Annotated in this window: 16 protein-coding genes; 11 read left to right on the forward strand and 5 right to left on the reverse strand. The window is 71.6% G+C overall.

Annotated features, from left to right (window positions below; translation table 11 throughout):
* Window positions 1-32: 32 nt before the first annotated feature.
* Window positions 33-1,313 carry an iron uptake transporter deferrochelatase/peroxidase subunit gene (gene efeB, locus AAW14_RS01795; protein WP_265559271.1) on the reverse strand — a complete coding sequence of 427 codons (1,281 nt, stop codon included), beginning with the start codon at window positions 1,311-1,313 and terminating at the stop codon, window positions 33-35.
* Window positions 1,314-1,360: 47 nt separating this feature from the next.
* Window positions 1,361-3,520, reverse strand: coding sequence for an iron uptake transporter permease EfeU (gene efeU, locus AAW14_RS01800; RefSeq protein WP_265559039.1), 2,160 nt, complete (start codon window positions 3,518-3,520; stop codon window positions 1,361-1,363).
* Window positions 3,521-3,769: 249 nt separating this feature from the next.
* Here efeU and AAW14_RS01805 point away from each other — a divergent pair, with 249 nt between their 5' ends.
* Window positions 3,770-4,720 carry a TauD/TfdA dioxygenase family protein gene (locus AAW14_RS01805; RefSeq protein ID WP_265559041.1) on the forward strand — a complete coding sequence of 317 codons (951 nt, stop codon included), beginning with the start codon at window positions 3,770-3,772 and terminating at the stop codon, window positions 4,718-4,720.
* An 82-nt stretch (window positions 4,721-4,802) separates the two neighbouring features.
* Here AAW14_RS01805 and AAW14_RS01810 read toward each other — a convergent pair whose 3' ends face one another.
* Entirely contained in the window at window positions 4,803-5,168 is a 366-nt protein-coding gene (locus AAW14_RS01810) for a cupin domain-containing protein (RefSeq protein WP_265559043.1), read from the reverse strand.
* Window positions 5,169-5,512: 344 nt separating this feature from the next.
* Between AAW14_RS01810 and AAW14_RS01815 the strand changes: the two genes are divergently transcribed.
* The 4 genes from AAW14_RS01815 (at window position 5,513) to AAW14_RS01830 (ending at window position 12,532) form a co-directional block, all read left to right on the forward strand.
* Complete coding sequence (locus tag AAW14_RS01815; RefSeq protein ID WP_265559045.1) at window positions 5,513-7,387, forward strand: AMP-dependent synthetase/ligase; 1,875 nt, start codon at window positions 5,513-5,515, stop codon at window positions 7,385-7,387.
* A 137-nt stretch (window positions 7,388-7,524) separates the two neighbouring features.
* Entirely contained in the window at window positions 7,525-10,056 is a 2,532-nt protein-coding gene (locus tag AAW14_RS01820; protein WP_265559047.1) for a SpoIIE family protein phosphatase, read from the forward strand.
* Window positions 10,057-10,198: 142 nt separating this feature from the next.
* Complete coding sequence (locus AAW14_RS01825) at window positions 10,199-11,599, forward strand: DUF4032 domain-containing protein (RefSeq protein WP_265559049.1); 1,401 nt, start codon at window positions 10,199-10,201, stop codon at window positions 11,597-11,599.
* A 177-nt stretch (window positions 11,600-11,776) separates the two neighbouring features.
* Window positions 11,777-12,532 (forward strand): dienelactone hydrolase family protein, encoded by a 756-nt coding sequence (locus tag AAW14_RS01830; protein WP_265559051.1) that lies wholly within the window; start codon window positions 11,777-11,779, stop codon window positions 12,530-12,532.
* Window positions 12,533-12,611: 79 nt separating this feature from the next.
* On the opposite strand, the gene AAW14_RS01835 is transcribed toward AAW14_RS01830, so the two are convergent.
* A complete protein-coding gene (locus AAW14_RS01835; RefSeq protein ID WP_265559053.1) occupies window positions 12,612-13,481 on the reverse strand; it encodes a universal stress protein in 870 nt (289 codons plus the stop codon).
* A 130-nt stretch (window positions 13,482-13,611) separates the two neighbouring features.
* On the opposite strand from AAW14_RS01835, the gene AAW14_RS01840 reads away from it, so the two are divergent.
* The 5 genes from AAW14_RS01840 to AAW14_RS01860 all read left to right on the forward strand — a co-directional run bounded on the left by AAW14_RS01840 (window position 13,612) and on the right by AAW14_RS01860 (window position 19,113).
* Window positions 13,612-15,291 (forward strand): FAD-dependent oxidoreductase, encoded by a 1,680-nt coding sequence (locus AAW14_RS01840; protein ID WP_265559055.1) that lies wholly within the window; start codon window positions 13,612-13,614, stop codon window positions 15,289-15,291.
* Between the two features lie 22 nt (window positions 15,292-15,313).
* Window positions 15,314-16,825, forward strand: coding sequence for an ATP-binding protein (locus AAW14_RS01845; protein WP_265559057.1), 1,512 nt, complete (start codon window positions 15,314-15,316; stop codon window positions 16,823-16,825).
* A complete protein-coding gene (locus AAW14_RS01850; RefSeq protein WP_265559059.1) occupies window positions 16,822-17,172 on the forward strand; it encodes a UBP-type zinc finger domain-containing protein in 351 nt (116 codons plus the stop codon). Before AAW14_RS01845 ends, AAW14_RS01850 begins: the two co-directional genes overlap by 4 nt.
* A gap of 149 nt (window positions 17,173-17,321) precedes the next feature.
* Window positions 17,322-18,281, forward strand: coding sequence for a threonine/serine dehydratase (locus AAW14_RS01855; RefSeq protein WP_265559060.1), 960 nt, complete (start codon window positions 17,322-17,324; stop codon window positions 18,279-18,281).
* A 25-nt stretch (window positions 18,282-18,306) separates the two neighbouring features.
* Complete coding sequence (locus tag AAW14_RS01860; RefSeq protein ID WP_265559062.1) at window positions 18,307-19,113, forward strand: PP2C family protein-serine/threonine phosphatase; 807 nt, start codon at window positions 18,307-18,309, stop codon at window positions 19,111-19,113.
* Here the strand turns inward: AAW14_RS01860 and AAW14_RS01865 are convergent.
* Complete coding sequence (locus tag AAW14_RS01865; protein WP_265559064.1) at window positions 19,079-20,545, reverse strand: serine hydrolase domain-containing protein; 1,467 nt, start codon at window positions 20,543-20,545, stop codon at window positions 19,079-19,081. The genes AAW14_RS01860 and AAW14_RS01865 overlap by 35 nt on opposite strands.
* 156 nt (window positions 20,546-20,701) lie before the next feature.
* Between AAW14_RS01865 and AAW14_RS01870 the strand changes: the two genes are divergently transcribed.
* The gene (locus tag AAW14_RS01870; protein ID WP_265559066.1) at window positions 20,702-21,673 is read left to right on the forward strand and encodes an LLM class F420-dependent oxidoreductase; all 972 of its coding nucleotides are present in this window, start codon (window positions 20,702-20,704) and stop codon (window positions 21,671-21,673) included.
* The last annotated feature ends 13 nt before the right edge of the window (window positions 21,674-21,686 follow it).

Consider the following 21,686-nt stretch of genomic DNA (forward strand, 5'->3'; position numbering starts at 1 on the left):
TGGCGCCGGACGGCGTTTCGCGGCGGAGGCCGTCAGGCGGACAGCAGTCCGCGCCCCAGCCAGTCCGAGGTGTCCTTCACACCGGGCAGAGCGAAGAAGTAGCCGCCGCCGGTCGGGGAGATGTAGTCGACCAGAGGCTCGTCGATCAGACGGGTCTGCGTGGCCTCGAACTGGCGCTGGACGTCCTGCTGGTAGCAGCAGAAGACCAGGCCCATGTCGAGGTTGCCGACGTTGTCGACGCCCCGGTCGTAGTTGTAACCACGGCGCAGAATGCGGGAGTTGTCCGTCTTGGCGGTGCGCGGGTTGGCGCGGCGAATATGGGCGTCGAGCGGGATCGCCGTGCCCTGCGGGTCCTTCGCGTAGTTGGGGATGTCGGTCTCCTGGGCGCCGTCCAGCGGGGCGCCGGTGTCCTTTCGGCGGCCGAACATCTTCTCCTGCTCGGTCAGCGAGACCCGGTCCCAGAACTCGACGAGCATGCGGATGATCCGGATGACCTGGTAGCTGCCGCCGGTCGCCCACGCGGGCTCGCCCTGCCCCTCGCCCACCCAGATCAGACGGTTCGTCTCCCGGGCCGAGGCCACGTCGGGGTTGGCTATGCCGTCCTTGAAGCCGAGCAGATTGCGCTGGGCGCCGGTGGGGCGCGGGGCGTTCTGGAAGCCGTCGATGCGCCACTTGATCTGCATGGCGCCCCGGGTGTGCCGGGCGATGTCGCGCAGCGCGTGCAGCACGGTGTCCTGGCTGGCGGAGCATATCTGCAGCGACAGGTCACCGTGGCACTCGGCCGCCCGGAGGTTGTCGTTGGGGAACGTACGCATCGGGGTGAGCCGGCTCGGCTTGGCCCTGGCGAGCCCGTAGCGGTCGTCGAACAGGGAGGCGCCGACGCCGACGGTGACGGTGAGGGCGTCGGTGGGGACCTCGGGGCCGAGGATGCCGTTGTCGGAGGGCGGGGCGCCCACGCCCAGGTCCTCGGGCGCGCCGCCGGAGGTGAGGAAGCGGGCCCGCTCGGTGATGGTGCGCAGCAGCTCGGCGAGTTCCTTGCGGCTCTCGGCGATGACGTTGAAGGAGACGAAGGTGGCCGCGGCCAGGGCGGGCGTGACGATGCCCGCCTGGTGGGTGCCGTGGAAGGGGACCTTCGCGGCATTCGCCGTGTCCGCGGCGCGAGCCTCGGTGGTGTCCGCCTGGCTGAGGGCGAAGCCGCCCCCGGCCAGCACCGCGCCCGCGGCCCCGGCGCCCAGGGCCGTCTTCACGAAGGAGCGGCGGCCGTGACCGGCGGGGCAGCCGACCAGCGGGGCGGACGTTTCGGCGGACGGCATGGAGCGGTTCCCTTCGGTGCGTATGTTCTCGGCGCGCGGTGTGGTCATCAGGCGGACTTCCGGATCTCCAGCAGGTCCGGAATGGGGGCGAGGTCCTCGAGGAGCTGTCCGGTGGCCCCGTTCAGACGGGCGCGGGCGGTCTCGTCGAGCCGGTCCACGGGCGTCCAGGTGTCGCCGTGGTGGGCCGCGTCGAGCAGCTTCTGCACCCGGGCGGTGTCCGCGTCGACGGTGGTCAGCAGTTGCGGGGCGCGGGTGGTCAGCAGCGGGTGGAGGACGGTGAGGAGTTCGCGCGTGCCGGCCAGGTTGGCGTCCGCGGTGGCCAGTTCGGTGCCGCTGCCCTGGTCGGTGTCGCCGGTCAGCTCGAACTGGAGGGTGTTCTCCAGGATCTCGTGGGAGCGCAGGGGCAGGTCGCCCGGGTCGAAGTCCTGCGTGGGGAAGGCCTTCTGCAGTCCCGTGGTGGCGTCGGCGAGTTGCTGGGCGGGGGCCTTCAGCTGATCGGCGGACTGCCCGTGCCACAGCCCGTACTCGACGCGATGGAAGCCGTTGAAGTCCTTGTCGTCGACGCCGCCGGGAAGGCCGTCGGCGCGGCCGTTGATCTTCTTGTCGAAGTCCTCGAAGGTGCCGTAGGCGGCGCCGAGCGAGGAGTACGTGCGATGGGCGGTCAGCCAGTCGGCGCGCGCGGCGTCGAGGTGGTTGCCGGCGATGTCGTCGCTGAGCTTGCGGGTCTGGGCGACGAGTGTGGCCAGGCCCTGGTTGACGTACGCCTTGTACGCGGTCAGGGGCGCGGCGAGGTCCTTCTCGGAGACCGGTACGACCGCCCTGGCCCCGGTGCCGCCGCTGACGCGGACCGCTTTGGAGGTGACGGCCCTGCCGCCGGTGGGCACGCAGCGCCAGGCATAGGTGCCTCCGGCAACCGTGGCGACGAGGTCGCGGGTGGTGCCGGGTGCCAGGCCCTCGATCTCGCCGTAGACCGCGTTGGTCGCGGGGTCGACGAGATACACCTCGGAGGTCTTGTCGCCGGTGTTGTGCATCTGGAAGGTCTGCCGACCGGTCCTGGGCGCGGTGAAGCCCCGGCCGCACTCGCTCTCGGAGACCGCCACGGTCTGGGAACCGGCGGGCTTGGAGCCGCTGAGGGCGACGACCAGTCCGGCGACGACGGAGGGAACGGCGACGACGGCGACGGGGACCACCCAGACGGGACGGCGACGCGCCGGGACGTCCGTCTTCGGCTCGGGCCTCTGTCCGGCGCGCTCGGGCACGGTCGCAGCAGGCTCGTCCTGCGCCGTCGCGGCGGCCATCGCTTCGTCCGCCGTCGCAGCGGCCTTCGGCTCGTCTGCCGTCGCAGCGGCCTTCGGCTCCTCCGTCCTGGCAGCGGTCGCGGCCGGGGCCGTGCGGGTGCCGAGGGCGCCTCGCACGAACAGCGTCATGACCACGGCGAGGTACCCGGCGTAGGACACCACCTGCAGCCACGTCATCGTGGGCGTCAGGTTGAACACGCCCTGCACGAGGGTGCTGTACCAGGACCCCGCATCGACGCTGCCGCTGAGGTCGACGGCGTAGGACGACTTGCCGGGCAGCACCCCGCCCTCCTGCAGATCGCGGAGTCCGTAGCCGAGGACCCCGGCGGCGATCACGATGAGGACGACGCCCGTGGCTGCGAAGAACTTCGTCAGATTGATCTTCAGGACACGACGGTAGAGGCCCCAGCACAGGCCGGCCGCGAGCACCAGTCCGATACCGGCGCCCACCATCGGGCCCGCGGACTCACCGGCCGCACGGGCCGTGGTCCACAGGAACAGGGCGGTCTCCAGGCCCTCACGGCCCACCGCGAGGAACGAGGTCAGGATCAGCATGCCCGCACCCATCGCGAGCGCGCCGGTGACCTTCTCCTTGATCTCGCCGGAGAGACTGCGGGCCGAGCGGCGCATCCAGAACACCATTGCGGTGACGAACGCGACCGCGATCACGCTGAGAGTGCCGCCGAAGGCCTCCTGGGCGGTGGCGGACAGGGACGCGGCGGTGAAGGTCAGGACCGCGCCGAAGCTCATGGCGAGCGCGATCGCGGCCAGTACTCCGGTCCAGATCTGGGAGAGCCGGGACTGCGCACCGGCTCGTACAAGGGTCGCGATCAGGATGGAGACGATGAGTCCGCCTTCGAGCCCCTCCCTCAGTCCAATGAGAAAGCTCGGAAACGCGTCATCCCACATGCGGCCCTCCCCGGTACGCCCCCCGCCGCCAGGTCGCGCAGGTTAGCGAAGGCATACCTTACTTGTGCCGAACCATCATGGCCATCCGCGCACAATCGATCGCCCATGAAATGGCAATCGGAAGGTAAAGGAACCGGCGCACGGGAGCCTTACGGGCGTCAGTCCACCGCGCATGTGATCTTTCGCACGAGCGGCGGACGGGCGATGCTTGCCCCGTAAGGCCCGCACGCAGCGACCGACGGAGCCCGTATGACGACGGACAGCGTTGACGGGGTCGAGGCCAGGCCCGTCGCCGGCCACATCGGCGCCGAGATCACCGGAGTCGACCTGGCCGACGACCTGGACGGCGCGGTGGTGTGCGCGATCCGGTCGGCCGTGCTGCGCTGGAAGGTGGTGTTCTTCCGGGACCAGCGGCTGGACCACGCCGCGCACATCGCGCTGGCGCGACGCTTCGGCGAGCCCGTCGTCCTGGCGAAGCGCGGCAGCGCCTCGCCCAGGGACTTCCCCGAGGTGGAGACGACGACCGACCGGCTGGAGCTGGGCGGGCGCTACGGCATGGACCACGACGAGTGGCTCATGCGCAGGCGTCACTCCCTGCTCCGGGGCTGGCACTGTGATCACGGCGCCCGCGTGGATCCGCCCGCAGCCACCATCCTGCGCGCCGAGAGCGTGCCGCCGTACGGCGGCGACACCCAGTGGTCGAATCTGGCGGCCGCCTACGCGGGCCTCTCGCAGCCCGTCCGGAGCTTCGTCGACGGACTGCGCGCGGAGCACCGGCTCGGCGTCGGCTACCAGGCGCGGCCCGGCGACGACTCCTACCTCCGGCATCTCCTGGACCACCAGGTGGCGACGGAGCACCCGCTCGTGCGGGTGCATCCGGAGACGGGCGAGCGGGTGCTGTTCGTCAACGGCTATTACGTCGAGCAGATCCTCGGCCTGTCACGCGCGGAGAACGCGCACGTCCTGCAGATGCTCCTCGAGCAGGCCACGCGTCCGGAGTACACCGTCCGCTTCCGCTGGGAGCCCGGCAGCGTCGCCTTCTGGGACAACCGGGCCACCATCCATCTCGCCCCCAGCGACCTCGTCACCCCCGAACACCCCCGGATCATGCATCGCGTGATGCTCGCGGGCGACGTCCCGGTGGGTCCGGACGGCACGCCGTCGACCCCCGTCACCGGGACCGAACCCGGCCGCCGGTGACAGGACCGCGCTCCCGCGGGGACGTGCCGCGCGGCCGTCGCGGCGGGTTCGCGAAGGACCTCGCGGCCCCTGTTCTGCCCCGCTATCCCCCCGTCGTCCGCGCGTAGTCCTGCGCCATCGGACCCGCGAAGTCGAGGACCACGACCGGCTCGTCGCCTTCGACCCATGCGTCGTGTCCGGCCGAGCACACGAAGACGTCGCCGGGCCCGGCCTCGCCCTCGGTGCCGTCGTCCATACGGATGTGCAGACGCCCCCGTACGACATAGCCGTTGTGGGCGAACTGGCAGCTCTCCGTGCCGACGATCGGGGCGACGGACTCGGACCAGCGCCAACCGGGCTCGAACGTCCCGACGGCGAAGTCGAGTCCGGTCAGGTGGACGGCGTCCAGATGCCCCCGCGGGAAATCGCGCCGCTCGTCCGGCTTGTCGGCTGCCTTGACCTCGAACATGACGGCTCCCTGTGTAGTGACAGCCCCTACCGCTCCATCGTCCGCCTGTCCATTCGGAGCCGCCATCCAAGGGAAGACGGCCGGAACCCGTACTCCCGCTTCCTGCGCATTCCTTGTCGGTTTCCGGCGCGCCCGGCAGCGACCTGGGCTACATTCGAGCACCGCCGATCCCGCATCCATCGGCGACGTCGCAGGAAAGGCTCGGGTAGCGGCGCATGCGCGACTTCGGGAACGCCCGGGCGACCGCCCCGGACATGACGGGAGGGCCGGTCACCACGGACCGTTCCGTCACGACGGGAGCCTCGGTCATGACGGGAGGGCCGGACATCACAGGTGGGCCGGTCATGACGGGAGGACTCGCCGACAGCGTCTTCGACCGGGCCGATCGGGACCCCGCCCTGCCACAGCTCGCACGCCGCGCCGAGCCGGGCGACGGAACCTGGACCGAGGTGACGGCAGGCGAGCTGCGGGACCAGGTGGTCGACCTGGCCCGGGGGCTCGTCGCCTCCGGCATCCGTCCCGGCCACCGCGTGGCCGTCATGGCGCGCACCCGGTACGAATGGACCCTGCTCAGCTGCGCGCTGTGGGCGATCGGGGCCGAGGTCGTGCCCATCTATCCGACGTCCTCCCACGAGCAGGTCGAGTGGATTCTGAGGGACGCGAACTGCGTCGGGGTGGTCGTCGAGGACGAGCACGGAGTCATGACCGTCGGGTCGGTGTGCGCCTCGCTGCCCCAGCTGCGCCACGTTTGGCAGTTGGACGCCGGTGCGCTGGACAACCTCGTGGAGCGCGGCCGTCCGGTTCCGGCCACGACCATCGACTCGCTGCGCAGGATCGTACTGCCGGACTCGACCGCGGTCGTCGCCTACACCTCCGGCACGACCGGCCACCCCAGCGGATGCGCGCTCAGCCACCGCAGTCTGGCGAGCCCCTGCGACACGCTGCTGGCCGGCTGGGGACACACCGGCGCGCCGCCAGGTGAACAGCCCGCGATCCTCGCCTTCCTCCCGTTCTCCCATGTGTACGGGCTGATGATCCAGGGGCTGTGCCTGCGCGGGGGGCTGCTCATGGGCCATGAACCCGACCTGCGCCCGGACGTCCTGGCGACGTCGCTGCGGACCTTCCGGCCCACGTATCTCTACGCCGTCCCCTATGTCTTCGAGAAGCTGTTCAAGAATTTCCTCCGCACGGCCCAGCAGACGGGCCGGGGCGCGCTCTTCGAGCGGGCCGTGGGTACGGCGCAGGACTACGCCCGGGCGGTGGAGCGGCAGCGGCTGGGCACCGGGCCCGGTCCCGGCTTCGACCTGAAGCTGCAGCACGCCCTGTACGACAAGACGGTGTACCGGAAGCTGCGCGCCGCGCTCGGCGGGCGGATCTGCGGCGCCGTGTCCGGAGGATCGCCGCTGAACCGTGAACTCGCCCTGTTCTACGCCGGGATCGGCATCTTCGTCCACGACGGGTACGGCCTCACCGAGACCAGCGGAGGCATCACCGCCCAGCCGGTCGGACGGGAGAAGACCGGCACCGTGGGGCGCCCCCTGCCGGGCATGGACATACGGGTGGCCGAGGACGGGGAGATCCTGGTGCACGGCCCGTCGGTCTTCCAGGGGTACGTCAACGACGAGCACGCCACGCGTTCGGTGCTGCGGAACGGCTGGCTGGCGACCGGAGACATCGGGCACCTCGACTCCGAGGGGTATCTGTCCATCACGGGCCGCAAGAAGGACATCATCGTCACGAGCGGTGGCAAGAGCGTGGCACCGGCGGCCCTGGAGGAGCGGCTGCGGGTGCATCCGCTCATCCACCAGGCGGTGGTCGTGGGCGACAACCGGCCCTGCGTGGGCGCCCTGCTCACCCTGGATCCCGACTTCGTGGCGCACTGGCGCGGCGCCCTGTTCACACAGGGGGACCTGCCGGGGCGGGAGGCGCGGGAGGAGAACGCGCTGCGGCAGGAGGTCGCACGGGCGGTCGCCGCGGCGAACACCACGGTGTCGCGGTCGGAGTCGATCAGGGTCTTCCGTGTCCTCGCGGAACCGTTCGACGTGGCGAGCGGGCTGCTGACACCCTCGATGAAGCTGCGCAGGGACGCCATCGCACGTCGGTACGCGGTCGAGATCGACGCGATGTACCAGTCCGCGTCCCGCATCCCCCGGGAGCGCAGGTCGGAGGACCTGCCGACCTGGGACGACCCGGACGACGTGTTCCGCCGCGTGCGATGAGCGGCCCCCGGCCGCCGCCTGCGGCACGGGCCGACCGGAACGTCCGGGGGCCGCGGCCCGCGTCCGGATGCGCGTACGGGGCGGTGCGGCGCATTCTTGCTGTGTTACGACCGACGGCCCGGGACGAGGGCAGACCGATGCGTGGCAGCCACGAACGCGCGGACAGCGCACCCGGGACGCCGACCGCAGTGCTGACCGGCGCCGTGGCGGACGCGATCCGCAGCGTCGGCGGCTTCGCGGGCGGCGCATATCTGCGTTCGAGCACGCCCGGGGTCCTGCGCCTGGCCGTGCTCGCCGGGCTGCCCGGGCCGTTGTTCCGTCCGTGGTGGCGGCTGCACCTGGAGCGGCCGTTCCCCGTGACGGACGCCTACCGGCACGGCACACCGGTGGTGCTGACCGACGCCACGGAGACGATGCGGCGCTACCCGCAGCTGGCGGCAGGGCTGCCGTTCCCGTTCGGCTCGGTGTACGTGCCCGTGATGGGAGGCTCGACGACGTACGGCGTCCTGACGGTGTTGCGGCCCTCGGCGCAGGACATCACCGAGGCGCTGCCCGAGCGGGGCCGGGCGACAGCCGTGGCCGACCTTCTGGGCGACGCCCTGAGCGCCCTGGAGGAGGCGGGCGAAACGGTGATCTGGGACGGCCCCCCGCTGTGCGTGCGGCCTCCGGCCGGCGTTCGGTCGCAGGGCCGCATCGGGCACTTCGTCTGGGACCCGGCCGACGCGACGGTGACCGCTGACGAGACCTTCTGGACGCTGACCGGGGGTGCCAAGGACGACATCGCGCCGTCGCCGGAAGCCTTCGCCGAGGCCGTCTCCCCCGACGACGCGCATCTGGTGCTGTCCGCGCTGCGTGAGACAACCGCCGGCCGCACGCCGGTGCGCCCGCTGCTGGTGCGGGCCGAGGACGGCGGAGAGCGGCTGCTGGAGTTCTGGACCGAGGGGCCGGTGCCCGGGGAGCACCGGGTCGGCGGGCTGATGGTCGATCCGGGTCCCGGCCCGGCGGCGCAGGAGGCCACGGACCTCCTGCCGGAGGGTGTGTTCGCGTTTGACCGACTGGGCCTGATCACATACGCCAATCCACGGGCCGCCGGGCTGCTGGGCCGGTCACCCGAGGAGCTGGTCGGCCGTCCCCTTTGGCACGCCCTGCCGTGGCTGAGCCGACCCCTGTACGAGGATCATCTGCGGGCCGCGCTCCTGTCGCCGGCACCGGTGCACTTCCAGGTCGAACGTCCCCCGGAAGGGCCCGAGGGAGAACCCGGCGGCGAATGGCTCACCCTTTCGGTGTATCCCGGCCCGGACGTGCTGACCTGCCGGGTGGTGCCACTCCGGCACACCGTGCAGGCACCGTCGCTGGGCGCGGAACCGCCACTGGCCGAGGCACCCTCGCTGGGCGAGACGGCGGCGGGAGTTCTCGGTGCGCAGGACGCGTCGGCCCCGGCGTACCGCCCCATCATCCTCGCGATCGCGCTGACCGAGGCCGTGACCGCACGCCAGGTGTCCGAGGTGGTGATGCGGGAGCTGCTGCCGGCTTTCGGCGGCGGGCGGCTGGCCATCTATCTGCTGCACGAGCGGCATCTGTACCTGGCCTGGGAGACCGGCTTCCCGCCACGTTTCCTCGCCCAGTTCGAAGGGGTGGAGCTGGACGCCAAACTCCCGGGCGTGGAGACCCTCACGACCGGGCGCCCGCTGTTCTTCGAGTCGATGCAGCAACTCGAGGCCGCCTATCCGGGCATGCCGCTGGACAGCACCGAGGGTTCCCGGGCCTTCCTGCCGCTGATCGCGTCCGGGCGGCCGGTGGGCTCCTGCATCCTCGGCTTCGAGCGTCCGCGCACCTTCAGCGCCGAGGAGCGCACGGTGCTCACCTCCCTCGCCGGCCTGATCGCCCAGGCCCTGGAGCGGGCACGGCGCTACGACACCGAGGCCGCCCTCGCCCGCGGCCTGCAGGAGGCCCTGCTGCCCCACCGGCTGTCCTCGCACGCCCAGGTGGCGACCTCGGGCCGCTATCTGCCCGGCACCCAGGGCATGGACGTGGGCGGCGACTGGTACGACGTCATCGAGGCCGGCGACGGACTCGCCCTGGTCATCGGCGACGTCCAGGGGCACGGTGTGCAGGCGGCGGCCACCATGGGGCAACTGCGCAGCGCCGTCCGGGCGTTCGCATTCGGCGATCATGCTCCGCACCAGGTGCTCAGCGGCACCAACCGGCTTCTCATCGATCTCGATCCGGGCCAGTTCGCGAGTTGCTGCTACGTCCGGGTGGACCCGGTCACGGGACATGCGCGGGCCGCGCGGGCCGGACATCCGCAACCCCTGCTGCGCCATCCGGACGGCCGTACGGACATCCTCGACCTGCCCGGCGGGCTGGTGCTCGGGGTGGATCCGGAGGCGCGCTATCCGGTGACGCATCTGCGGCTGGAACCCGGTGCCGTGCTGGCGCTGTACACCGACGGTCTGGTCGAGCGGCCGGGAGCGGACATCGACGACGGCATCGAGGCCCTGCGCGTCGCGCTCTGCTGCGCGGGGCCGGGCGCGGAGCGCGGGGGCCGGATCTCCTTGTCGGAGGTCGCGGACCTGCTCATGGACCGGGCCAGGCGCACCGTCGAACGCCCGGACGACATCGCGCTCCTGCTCGCGACACGCCGCGAAGATCCGGAAGGCGTCTGCTAGCCCCGCCACTGTCCCCCTCCCCACACACATCTGCCGCGGATCGTCCCGTCCATGATCCGGCCGCCTGTTGACGTGGGCGCCTTGCGGGTGCAGTGATGCTCGTTGGCACGACGACCGACCGTGAGGCGAGGACAGTCCATCGATGGCTCTGCAGATCAGCGCAACCAACCCGGAGCATCCCGCACTACTGCTCGACCTGCCCTGGCAACTGCCCCTGGAGGACTGGCCGGAGCACCACCTCGTACCGCTGCCGCGCGGTATCTCCCGGCACGTGGTGCGCTACGCCCGCGCCGGCGCGGAGGTCGTGGCGGTCAAGGAGCTCGCCGAGCGGCCCGCGGTACGGGAGTTCGAGCTGCTGCGGGACCTCGACCGGCTCGGCATCCCCGCGGTGGACCCGCTCGCGGTGGTCACCGGCCGCACCGACCAGGACGGTGAACCCCTCGAACCGGTGCTGATCACCCGGCACCTGGGCGGCTCGATGCCGTACCGGTCGATGTTCGAGACGACGCTGCGGCCCGCCACGATGCACCGGCTGATGGACGCGCTCGCCGCGCTGCTGGTGCGCCTTCATCTGGCCGGATTCGCCTGGGGCGACTGTTCGCTGTCCAACACGCTCTTCCGGCGGGACGCGGGCGCGTACGCCGCCTACCTGGTGGACGCCGAGACCGGGGAGCTGCACCCCCGGCTGAGCACCGGGCAGCGCGAGTACGACCTCGATCTCGCCCGCGTCAACATCAGCGGCGAGCTGCTCGACCTGGAGGCGTCCGGGGCACTGCATCCGTCCGTGGATCCCATCGCGTTCGGCACGGAGATCTGCGAGCGCTACTCGAGCCTGTGGGAGGAGCTGACCCGTACGTCCGTGTACCCGGCGGGCAAGCACCACTACATCGACCGCCGTATCCGCCGGCTCAACGACCTCGGGTTCGACGTGGCGGAGATGCAGATCGCGCACTCCGCGAACGGTGACACCCTCACCTTCGTGCCGAAGGTGGTCGACGCGGGGCACCACCAGCGGCAGCTGCTGAGGCTGACCGGCCTGGACGCCGAGGAGAACCAGGCCCGGCGGCTGCTGAACGACCTGGAGAGCTGGATGGCAACCCAGGAGGACTACACGCCGGGTGATCCTCCCCCGAGCTCTCGGCTTCGCTCGAGCAGGGGGCACCCCCATGCCGCCCGGCCGGAGGTCCTCGCCCACCGCTGGGTGCGGGACGTGTTCCGGCCCACCGTGCGCGCCGTGCCGCGCGAGCTGCGGGAAGCCATGGATCCCGCCGAGCTGTACCACGAACTCCTCGAACACCGCTGGTACCTGTCCGAGCGCGCCCAGCACGACATCGGCCTGGACACCGCCGTCGACGACTACATCGCGAACATCCTGCCGAAGGTCAGGGAGACGCTGCCCGATCCGGAGGAGGCGGGGGGTTCCGCGGTCGTTGAGGATCCGGTGGACGTTGAGGATCCGGTGGACGTCGAAGGTTCCGTGCCGGTGGACGCTGAAGGTTCCGTAGATGTAGAGGGTTTTCGTAGATGTAGAGGCTTTTCGTAGGCGTTGAAGGTCCCGTGCCGCCGCCCGTCTGAACGTTCCTGCGGACCGGCCGGCGCGGCACGGCATGCCTCCTGCGGGTGATCGCCAGCGGGATCACCCGACCACGTTGCGATGATGGCGCCCGAAGACCCGGCCGGGCCGTCACCGGCCGAACGTCGAGAGGCAGGAGAACAGCACATGACCGCCATCCGTGGCACGTCGGTCGACATCCCCACGCAGGACGGCACGGCCGATGCCTACCTGGCTCACCCTGACGACCACAGCCCCCGTCCCGCGGTTCTGCTCTACATGGACGCCTTCGGGCTGCGTCCGAGTCTGAGGAGGATGGCCGACCGGCTCGCCGAGAACGGCTACACGGTCCTCGTACCCAATGTCCTCTACCGCCACGGGCAGGCGCCCCTGGTCGAACTGCCCGACTTCATCGACACGTCCGAGCGCCCGGACCTCTTCGAGAGGCTCACGCCGCTCATCCGGTCGGTGACATCCGAACGGGCGGAACGCGACGCCGACGCCTATCTGCACTGGCTCGCCGACTGCCCGCATGCCGCCGACGGACCGGTCGGTGTCATCGGCTACTGCATGGGAGCCCGGCTGGCCCTGCGCACCGCCGGTTCCCATCCGGACCGGGTCGCCGCGGTGGCCGGGTTCCACGGCGGACGTCTTGCGACCGACACCCCGGACAGCCCGCATCTGGCGGTCGGCCGCATCACCGCCGAGGCCTATTTCGGCCATGCGGACCAGGACCCCTCGCTGCCGCCCGAGCAGATCGAGCGGCTCGAGAAGGCCCTCACGAAGGCGGGCGTCAGCCACCGGTGCGAGGTCTACACCGGCGCGCCCCACGGCTACACCCAGGAAGACACCTCGAGCTACCACCCCGAGGCGGCGGAACGCCACTGGCGGGAGCTGCTGGCCCTCCTGGAGCGCGCCCTCTAGGGGCACGGACCGCTCCGGGCGCCGGCGAAGCGTCGGCGGGCACCCGGAGGTGAGCGCCGGCCGGCGGGCCGGTGCCCGGTCAGGCGGGCGGTACTACCGCCACCGGGCAGGGAGCGTGGTGCAGGAGCGCATGCGCCACCGACCCGATGCGCGGGCCCACGGGCCGGGAGGCGTGGCGCCCCACCACCGCGAGCTGGGCGTGGCCGGCCGCTGAGAGCAGCACCTCGCCCGCGCTGCCCATCTCCACGTGCTCGGTCACCGGCACCTCGGGAAAACGTTCCCGCCAGGGCCGCAGCGCCTCGTCGAGCGCCTTCCTCTCGTACGGTTCCAGCCCACCGGCCTCGTCGAGCATCTTCAACGAGGCGGGGCTGTAGGCGAACACCGGCGGCAGGCTCCAGGCCCGTACGACCCGTAGGGCCGCTCCCCGGGCCGCAGCCGTGGCGAACGCGAATCCGAGCGCGGATGCGCCGTCCTCCGGCTCCCCGTGCTGGCCGACGACGATCTCACGGCCCGCCGCCTCCGCCGCGGCCCGGTCGTCGGAGCGGACCAGCACCACGGGACGGACGGATTCGGCGATCACCTGCCGGCCGAGGGAACCGAGCAGGAAGCCCATGACCGCGCCGTGTCCGCGCGAGCCCAGCACCAGCAGCTCGGCCCCGGCCGCCTCGGCCACCACCGTCTCCGCGGGCGGGCCCTCCACGGCTTCGGCGGTCACGGCCAGCTGCGGATGCCGCTCGGTGATCGTGCGCCGGGCCCCGTCCACGGCCTCCCGCGCCCATCCGGCCTCTGTCTCCCGGTCGGCGGCCAGGCCGATGCCGTGCGACTGCCACTGCCAGCCGTGCACGATCCTCAGCGGCAGGCCCCGGCGCAGCGCCTCCCGGCCCGCCCAGGCCGCCGCGGCCGTGCTCTCCGGTGATCCGTCCACTCCTACAGTGATCGGGCGGGTCATGGGGGTTGCCTCCCTGTCGCTGATGCGGTGATCTCACGCTATCGGGGCGGGTGCTCCCGGGTTCCGGAGCGAAACGGGACGATCGAACATACGATGGCCGGGACGCCGAGAGTTCGGGGTGGGACCGCTTATGGCACAGGCTGCCGGGGCAGCAGCACGGACCGTCATCCTGACCGTGGACGACGACCCCGGGGTGTCCCGCGCCGTGGCCCGTGACCTGCGCCGCCGGTATGGCGAGGCGTACCGCATCGTGCGCGCGGAGTCCGGCCAGAGCGCGCTGGAGGCGCTGCGCGAGCTGAAGCTGCGCGGCGACCTGGTGGCCGTGATCCTCGCCGACTACCGGATGCCGCAGATGAACGGCATCGAGTTCCTGGAACAGGCCCTGGACGTGTACCCGGGCGCGCGACGGGTGCTGCTGACGGCGTACGCCGACACCAACGCGGCCATCGACGCGATCAACGTCATCGACCTGGACCACTACCTGCTCAAGCCGTGGGATCCGCCCGAGGAGAAGCTCTATCCGGTCCTCGACGATCTGCTGGAGGCGTGGCGGACCTCCGACTACAGACCGGTTCCCACCACCAAGGTGGTGGGACACCGCTGGTCGGCGCGGTCGTCGGGGGTGCGGGAGTTCCTCGCCCGCAACCAGGTCCCCTACCGCTGGTACTCGGTCGACACGCCGGAGGGACAGCGGCTGCTGGCGGCGGCCGGGCAGGACGGGGCGCGGCTGCCCCTCGTCGTCACCCCGGACGGCACGCCCCTGCTCGAGCCGGAGGATCCGGAGCTCGCTGCGCACGTGGGGCTGGCGACGACGCCGACCGCGGAGTTCTACGACCTCGTCGTGATCGGCGGCGGGCCCGCCGGCCTCGGGGCCGCCGTGTACGGGGCGTCGGAGGGACTGCGAACCCTGCTCGTGGAGCGGTCGGCGACGGGTGGACAGGCCGGGCAGAGCTCCCGGATCGAGAACTACCTCGGCTTCCCCGACGGCGTGTCGGGCGCGCAGCTGACCAACCGGGCGCGCCGCCAGGCCACGAGGTTCGGCGCGGAGATCCTGACCGCGCGGGAGGTGTCGGCGCTCGAGGTGAACGGGGCCGCGCGGATCGTGCGGTTCTCGGACGGTTCCGCGATCGCCGCGCACAGCGTGATCCTGGCGACCGGTGTGTCGTACCGGCAGCTCCAGGCCCCGGGCCTCGTGGAGCTGACGGGGTGCGGGGTCTTCTACGGTTCGGCGCTGACGGAGGCACCGGCCTGCTCCGGGTACGACGTGTACATCGTCGGCGGCGCCAACTCCGCGGGCCAGGCGGCGATGTACCTGTCCCGGGGCGCCAAGTCGGTCACCCTGCTCGTTCGGGGCGAATCGCTGTCGGCGTCGATGTCGCACTATCTGATCCAGCAGATCACCGAGGCGCCGAACATCTTCGTGCGCACCCGCACCGTGGTGGAGTCGGCGCACGGCAGCGACCACCTGGAGCAACTGACGCTGCGGGACGTGGTCAGCGGGGAGACCGAACTGGTCGACGCACAGTGGCTGTTCGTGTTCATCGGGGCCGCCCCGCTCACGGACTGGCTGGAGGGGACCGTGCTGCGGGACGAGCACGGTTTCATCATGACCGGCCCCGACATGACCAGCGACGGCAAGCCGCCCCGGGACTGGGAGCTGGACCGGCCCCCGTACCACCTGGAGACCAACGTTCCCGGTGTGTTCGTGGCGGGCGACGCCCGCGCCGAGTCCGCCAAGCGGGTCGCCTCCGCGGTGGGCGAGGGGGCCATGGCCGTCATGCTCGTCCACCGGTATCTGGAGCAGTCATGAACCCACGGCGCGGGGAGAGGTCATGAGCGGTCGGTCGATGCCCTGCGACCTGGCGGAGCTGAGCACGCTCTTCCTGTTCGAGAAGCTGGACCGGGAGCAGCTGGAGCGGCTGTGCCGGGAAGGGCGGGTGGAGCTGTTCGAGCCCGGCCCGGTGTACACCGAGGGTGAGCCTGCCACCTGCTTCTTCGTGCTTCTGAACGGCACGGTGGTGTTGTCGCGCCGGGTCGGCTCCGATGACGTGGAGATCTCCCGGACGTCCCAGCGCGGCGTGTACGCGGGCGCTTTCCAGGCGTATCTCGGCGACCGGGCGCGGGCGTCGACGTACAACGGGTCGATGCGGGTCACCGAACCCTCACGTTTCTTCATCCTGCCCGCCGACACCTTCGCCTCGGTGATGCGGGACTGGTTCCCGATGGCGGTGCATCTGCTGGAGGGGCTGTTCTTCGGCACCAAGAACACCCAGCAGGTCATCAACCAGCGGGAGCGGCTGCTGGCGCTCGGCTCCCTGTCGGCGGGCCTGACCCACGAGCTGAACAACCCGGCTGCGGCGGCCGTGCGCGCCACGTCGGCGCTGCGCGAGAGGGTCGCCGGGATGCGGCACAAGCTGGGCATGATCGCCGCCGGACGGTACGAGCCGCAGGCACTGCTCAGCCTGGTCGACATCCAGGAGCGCACGGCCGAGCAGGTCGCCAAGGCCGCACAGGTCAGCCCGCTGGAGGCGTCGGACCGCGAGGACGAGATCTCCGACTGGCTCGACGACCACGACATCCAGGGCGGCTGGCAGCTGGCGCCGACGTTCGTGCAGGCCGGGCTCGACACCGACTGGCTGAACCAGGTCGCGGCGGCGGTCGACGAGGCGAGCCTCGAGGCCGCGATCCGCTGGCTCAACTACACGGTGGAGACCGAGCTGCTCATGAACGAGATCGAGGACTCCACCACCCGGGTCTCCACCCTAGTCAACGCGGCCCGGCAGTACTCCCAGCTCGACCGGGCACCGTACCGGATCGCCGATGTGCACGAACTGCTCGACAGCACCCTGCTGATGCTCTCCGGGAAGCTCGGTGGCCGGATCACCGTCGTCAAGGAGTACGACCGCACCCTGCCGGGCATTCCGGCCTATCCCGGCGAGCTGAACCAGGTGTGGACGAATCTCATCGACAATGCGGTCTCGGCCATGAACGACGCGGGCGGAGAGGGCACGTTGACCGTGCGTACCGCGCTCGACCGGGACCAGTTGCTGGTCGAGTTCCGCGACACGGGTCCGGGCATACCGCCGGAGATCCGCGGCCGTATCTTCGACCCGTTCTTCACCACCAAGCCGGTCGGGCACGGCACCGGGCTCGGCCTGGACATCTCCTGGCGCATCGTCGTCAACAAGCACCACGGCAGCCTGGAGGTCCGCTCGGAGCCGGGCGACACACGGTTCCAGGTACGTTTGCCGCTGACCGCCGCGGAGTCCGACGTCGTCGAGCAGGAGTCCGGCACCGACTCCGGTACACGGCGGGATGCCGAGAAATCCCCGGAGGCATCATGACCACAGTGAACGGAATCGACCCCGACGTCACGCCGAGCGGCACCGGCTGTGTGGAGTGCGACGAGGCGGGCGGCTGGTGGTTCCATCTGCGGCGGTGCGCGCAGTGCGGGCACATCGGCTGCTGCGACGACTCGCCCGCCAAGCACGCCACCGCGCACTTCCGCACCACCGGGCATCCGGTGATCCGCAGTTACGAGCCGGGCGAGGGCTGGTTCTGGAACTACACCACCTCCGAGCTGTACGAGTCCGGACCCCAGCTCGCTCCCCCGCTCAGTCATCCCGCGGACCAGCCCGTACCGGGGCCTGCGGGGCGGGTGCCGGCCGACTGGGCGCAGACGCTGCGCTAGGTTGGGCCGACTGGATCGGTTGTGGGCAACTGCGGGTCGTGGGTGGCCGGTCGCGCCCAGGCGGCGGAGCCGCATCATGTCCCGGCCCCGAGCTCCTGCCGGGGCGCTTGCCGCGTGGCCGTGGAGAACTGTCGGGGAAGGTAGGGGCGTTGATCGGAATCTCGGACATCCGCGCGGCCGGGGAGCAGATTGCCGGATGCGTCGTGCGCACGCCGACGGTGGAGAGCCCGGGGCTGTCCACGTTGCTCGGGGTTCCGGTGACCGCGAAGCTGGAGCTGCTGCAGCGCACCGGGTCGTTCAAGGCGCGCGGTGCGACGGCGCGGCTGCTCGCGCTCGACGAGGCCGAGCGGGCGGCGGGAGTGGTGGCGGTCAGCGGAGGCAACCACGGGGTCGCGCTCGCGGTCATGGCCGCCGCGCTGGGGGTGAAGGCGACGGTCGTGATGCCTCGGTCGGCGCCGACGCGGTCCGTGCAGATCGTGGAGTCCGCGGGAGCGTCGCTGCGGCTGACGGACGGTATGGACGAGGCGTTCGCGCTCACCGGTCGGCTGCGGGAGGAGGGCCTGACCCTGGTGCACCCCTTCGACGATCCGGTGGTGGTCGCCGGGCAGGGCACCGTCGGCCTCGAACTGGCGCAGGACGCCGACGAGTTGACAGACGTGCTGGTGAGCGTCGGGGGTGGCGGACTGATCTCGGGCGTGGCGGCGGCGCTGGCCGCCCTACGGCCGGGAATTCGCGTCTGGGGGGTGGAGACGGAAGGCGCCGAGGCCATGTCCCGGGCGCTGGCGGCGGGCGGTCCGGTGCCGGTGGAGCTGTCGTCGATCGTGACCACCCTCAGCGCGCCGTCCGTCTCGCAGTTGACGTACGACCATGTGTCGGCGCTGGTCACCGACGTCCTGGTGGTGCCGGACGGGGAGGCCGTGCGGGGCAGTCTCGAACTCGCCGAGCACGCCAAGGTGTGGACCGAGCCCGCCGCGGGCTGTCTGCTCCCCGCGGCCCGGAAGGTGCTGAAGCGGGTCGGCGAGGGGGCCCGGCTGGGTCTGGTGGTGTGCGGTGGCAACGCCGGCGTCGAGGACGTCGTGGGGTGGACGCAGCGGTTCGGACTGGGGTGACCGGGAGCTTGTGCAGGTCCGTCTGATGGCCGAGAGCATGGAATGCGTCCGGTGCGGCGGGATCGTGGCACCGGACGGCATGTGCTGGGACTGCGGCGCGGCGCAGCCCGCGTTCCGGGCGCATGTGGAGATCACCGCGGGCGATGACGCGGCCGGGGTCAGCGACCGGGGCCGTCGGCGGGAGGTCAACGCGGACGCGGTGGCACTGGCCACGGGCGAGGGGTGGACGGTCGCCGTCGTCTGTGACGGGGTGTCCCTGTCACCGCGGCCCGAGCGCGCGGCCCGGGTCGCGGCCGAGACCGGGGCGGCGGTCCTGGTCGGGCGGCTCGGGGAGGGCTGTGTGCCCGAACTGGCGCTCCAGGAGGCCGCCGTGCGGGCGGGCCGGGCGGTGAGCGCTCTGGCGGCATCGCGGGAGGCCGCGCCTGCCTGCACATTCGTCGCCGCTGCCGCCGGGCCCGAGGGCGTCTGGTGTGGCTGGGTCGGTGACAGCCGGGCCTACTGGCTGCCGGACGAGGGGCCGGGGCGGGCGCTGAGCGAGGACGACACGGGCGAGCACGACGCCCTCACGGCGTGGCTGGGCGCCGACGCCGGGCCGGTGGATCCGCGCGTCTGCGGCTACCGGCCGATCGTGCCCGGCCGTCTGCTGCTGTGCACGGACGGCCTGTGGCGGTATCTGCCGGACGCCGCCGGGCTGCGGGCAGCGCTCGGGCACGGCCGGCCGGACACGCTGGCCGATGCGCGCACGCTGGTGGGCCGCGCTCTGGACGAGGGCGGTCAGGACAACGTCACCGCCGCCGTCATCCGCGTGATGCCGAGCCTGCCCGGGACGTGAAGGGCGCGCGGTGGCGGCGCAGCGGGCCGCCGTGCAGGGGTGTCGTGTGCCAACGGGCCGTGAAGGTGCCGTCGTCCAGGGTGCAGGTCACCGTCAGGCGGTGCGGTGTCTCCAGGAACAGGACGTCGGCGCTCAGGGTGTTCCGGTCGGTCCAGCCCCCACTCGCGGCCGTGGGGATCGGCCCGTCGTCGACGGCCCAGCCGGAGTCGGGGAGGCACAGGTGAAGGCTGTTCCCGCCCTCCCTGAGCGTCAGCGTCCAGGTGCCGTCCCGCTCGGTGACCTCGACCGCCGTCAGGCTCGGCTGGTCGGTGCAGCGACCGCCCCACGGCGTGAAGCGGGCCCCCGCCCAGGGACCGCGGTCCGCCGGGGGTACGGGCTGTACGGCGACCGGCGGCAGGGCGAGCCGGTCGAGGCGGTGCTGGAGGGCCTTGTCGTCGTCGGCGCGGCCGTCGAGCGGGCCGGGACCGAACGCGGGCAGCAGATGGCGCCACATCGCGTCGAGCAGCTTCTGCATCTCGACGGTGGCCGCGGTCGTCGCGATCACCGCGTCCTGCTCGGGCAGGACGACGCAGAATTGGCCGTACGCCCCGTCGCCCCGGAATCCGTGGCGAGACATCCAGAACTGAAAGCCGTACCCCTGCTGCCAGTCCGAGACGGCGCCCTCGGCCGTCCCGTCCGCGGTGGAGATGTGCGGCCGTGTCGCCTGGGCGACCCATGCGGACGGCAGCAGGCGCCTGCCCTGCCAGACACCGTCCCGGAGGTAGAGCTGCCCCAGGCGGGCGATCGCGTCCGTGGTGGCGTGCAGTCCGCTGAAGCCGAGGTCACGGCCGCGCGGATGCTGGATCCAGGCGACCTCGCCGATGCCGAGCGGATCGAGAATCCTCGGGCGCAGATACTCGGTCAGCGACTGACCGGACAGCCGCTGGACGAGCGCGGCCAGCGTGTATGTCGTGGGCTGGTTGTAGGCGAAGACGGTACCCGGGTCCCGGTCCGGCGGAATCAGCAGGAATCCGCGCACGGGTTCCTCCCGGTCGAGTCGGAACGCCTCGGCGTTGGTCTCGGCGAGGTGTCCGCTCGCCATGGACGCGACGTGCCGGACCAGCATGGCGCGGCTGCGCGGATCGGTGATGTCCGCCTCGAACTCCGGGAAGTAGGAGATCACGGGCGCGTCGAGGTCGAGCAGTCCCTCGGCGACGGCCAGTCCGGCGGCCGTCGAGGTGAAGCTCTTGCTGAGGGAGTACAGCAGGTGGGGGCGGTCGGCGGTGTACGGCGCCCACCAGCCGGAAGCCACCAGGCGGCCGTGGCGCAGGATCATCAGGCTGTGCGGCTCGATGTCCGGCGCCGCCTCGACCGCGTCGAGGAACGCCTGGATGCCGCGGGCGTCCACTCCTTGTTCGGAGGGCGTGCTGACGGGCAAGGGACGGGCGCTCATCCGGCGGGCCTCCAGAGCGGTTCCGGGCGGATCGTCTTGGCTGTGGCACGCTGACTGCGTGCATTCCCCATCTTTCCGGGTGCACTCCGGGCATGTCCATGATCTCGACGGGTAGCGGCTCGGTTTCGGTACCGCCCGGGCGGGAACCCGCGCTTTATGGTGCAAATCGGCTACACGATGATGACCGAGCAGGCGGGCCCGCGCGAACTCGTCGACCATGTCGTGCGGGCCGAGGAGGCGGGCTTCGATTTCTCCGTGACCTCGGACCACTACTTCCCGTGGCTGCGGACGCAGGGGCATTCGCCGTACGCGTGGGGCGTGCTCGGTGCCGCCGCCCAGGCCACCTCGCGCATTCCGCTGATGACCTGTGTGACCTGTCCGACGGTGCGCTACCACCCGGCGGTGGTGGCCCAGAAGGCGGCGACCATGCAGTTGCTGTCGCAGGGCAGGTTCCGGCTGGGACTCGGGGCCGGGGAGAACCTCAACGAGCACGTGGTGGGCGAGGGTTGGCCGTCCGCCGAGGTTCGGCACGAGATGCTGGAAGAGGCGATCGGCATCATCCGCGACCTGTTCGCCGGCGGCCATGTCAGCCACCGGGGCACCTACTTCAGCGTGGACTCGGCACGGCTGTGGGACCTGCCGGACGAGCTGCCGCCGATCGGCGTCGCCGTCTCCGGCGAGCGGTCCTGCTCCCTGGCGGGCCACCTCGCCGACCTGGTCATCGCCACCGAACCGAAGCGGGAGCTGCTCACCGCCTTCGACCGGCACGGCGGCGAGGGCAAACCGCGGCTCGGGCAGGTGGCGGTCTGCTACGACCGGGACCGGGAGGCCGCCGTACAACGCGCGCACGAGCAGTTCCGCTGGTTCGGCAGCGGCTGGAAGGTCAACTCGGAGCTGCCGCACCCCGATTCGTTCGCGTCGGCCACACAGTACGTCAGGCCCGAGGACGTGACCGCCTCGATTCCGTGCGGCGACGACCCGGCGGACTTCGTCGAGGCCGTACGGCCCTTCGCCGAGGCCGGGTTCACCGAGATCGCGCTGGTGCAGGTCGGCGGCGACACCCAGCCCGAGTTCGTGGAGTGGTCGGCCAAGGAGCTGCTGCCGGCCCTGCGGGAGGGGCTGCGGTGATCCTAAGAGCGGT

It is taken from the genome of Streptomyces hygroscopicus (genome assembly GCF_026168105.1).
Classification (GTDB): domain Bacteria; phylum Actinomycetota; class Actinomycetes; order Streptomycetales; family Streptomycetaceae; genus Streptomyces; species Streptomyces hygroscopicus_D.

What these genes read in the sequence shown, in the direction of transcription:
- efeB (WP_265559271.1), bottom strand. Translation starts at nt 1,313, where the DNA reads ATGCCGTCCGCCGAAACGTCCGCCCCGCTGGTCGGCTGCCCCGCCGGT.
- efeU (WP_265559039.1), bottom strand. Translation starts at nt 3,520, where the DNA reads ATGTGGGATGACGCGTTTCCGAGCTTTCTCATTGGACTGAGGGAGGGG.
- AAW14_RS01805 (WP_265559041.1), top strand. Translation starts at nt 3,770, where the DNA reads ATGACGACGGACAGCGTTGACGGGGTCGAGGCCAGGCCCGTCGCCGGC.
- AAW14_RS01810 (WP_265559043.1), bottom strand. Translation starts at nt 5,168, where the DNA reads ATGTTCGAGGTCAAGGCAGCCGACAAGCCGGACGAGCGGCGCGATTTC.
- AAW14_RS01815 (WP_265559045.1), top strand. Translation starts at nt 5,513, where the DNA reads ATGACGGGAGGACTCGCCGACAGCGTCTTCGACCGGGCCGATCGGGAC.
- AAW14_RS01820 (WP_265559047.1), top strand. Translation starts at nt 7,525, where the DNA reads ATGCGTGGCAGCCACGAACGCGCGGACAGCGCACCCGGGACGCCGACC.
- AAW14_RS01825 (WP_265559049.1), top strand. Translation starts at nt 10,199, where the DNA reads ATGGCTCTGCAGATCAGCGCAACCAACCCGGAGCATCCCGCACTACTG.
- AAW14_RS01830 (WP_265559051.1), top strand. Translation starts at nt 11,777, where the DNA reads ATGACCGCCATCCGTGGCACGTCGGTCGACATCCCCACGCAGGACGGC.
- AAW14_RS01835 (WP_265559053.1), bottom strand. Translation starts at nt 13,481, where the DNA reads ATGACCCGCCCGATCACTGTAGGAGTGGACGGATCACCGGAGAGCACG.
- AAW14_RS01840 (WP_265559055.1), top strand. Translation starts at nt 13,612, where the DNA reads ATGGCACAGGCTGCCGGGGCAGCAGCACGGACCGTCATCCTGACCGTG.
- AAW14_RS01845 (WP_265559057.1), top strand. Translation starts at nt 15,314, where the DNA reads ATGAGCGGTCGGTCGATGCCCTGCGACCTGGCGGAGCTGAGCACGCTC.
- AAW14_RS01850 (WP_265559059.1), top strand. Translation starts at nt 16,822, where the DNA reads ATGACCACAGTGAACGGAATCGACCCCGACGTCACGCCGAGCGGCACC.
- AAW14_RS01860 (WP_265559062.1), top strand. Translation starts at nt 18,307, where the DNA reads ATGGCCGAGAGCATGGAATGCGTCCGGTGCGGCGGGATCGTGGCACCG.
- AAW14_RS01865 (WP_265559064.1), bottom strand. Translation starts at nt 20,545, where the DNA reads ATGAGCGCCCGTCCCTTGCCCGTCAGCACGCCCTCCGAACAAGGAGTG.
- AAW14_RS01870 (WP_265559066.1), top strand. Translation starts at nt 20,702, where the DNA reads ATGGTGCAAATCGGCTACACGATGATGACCGAGCAGGCGGGCCCGCGC.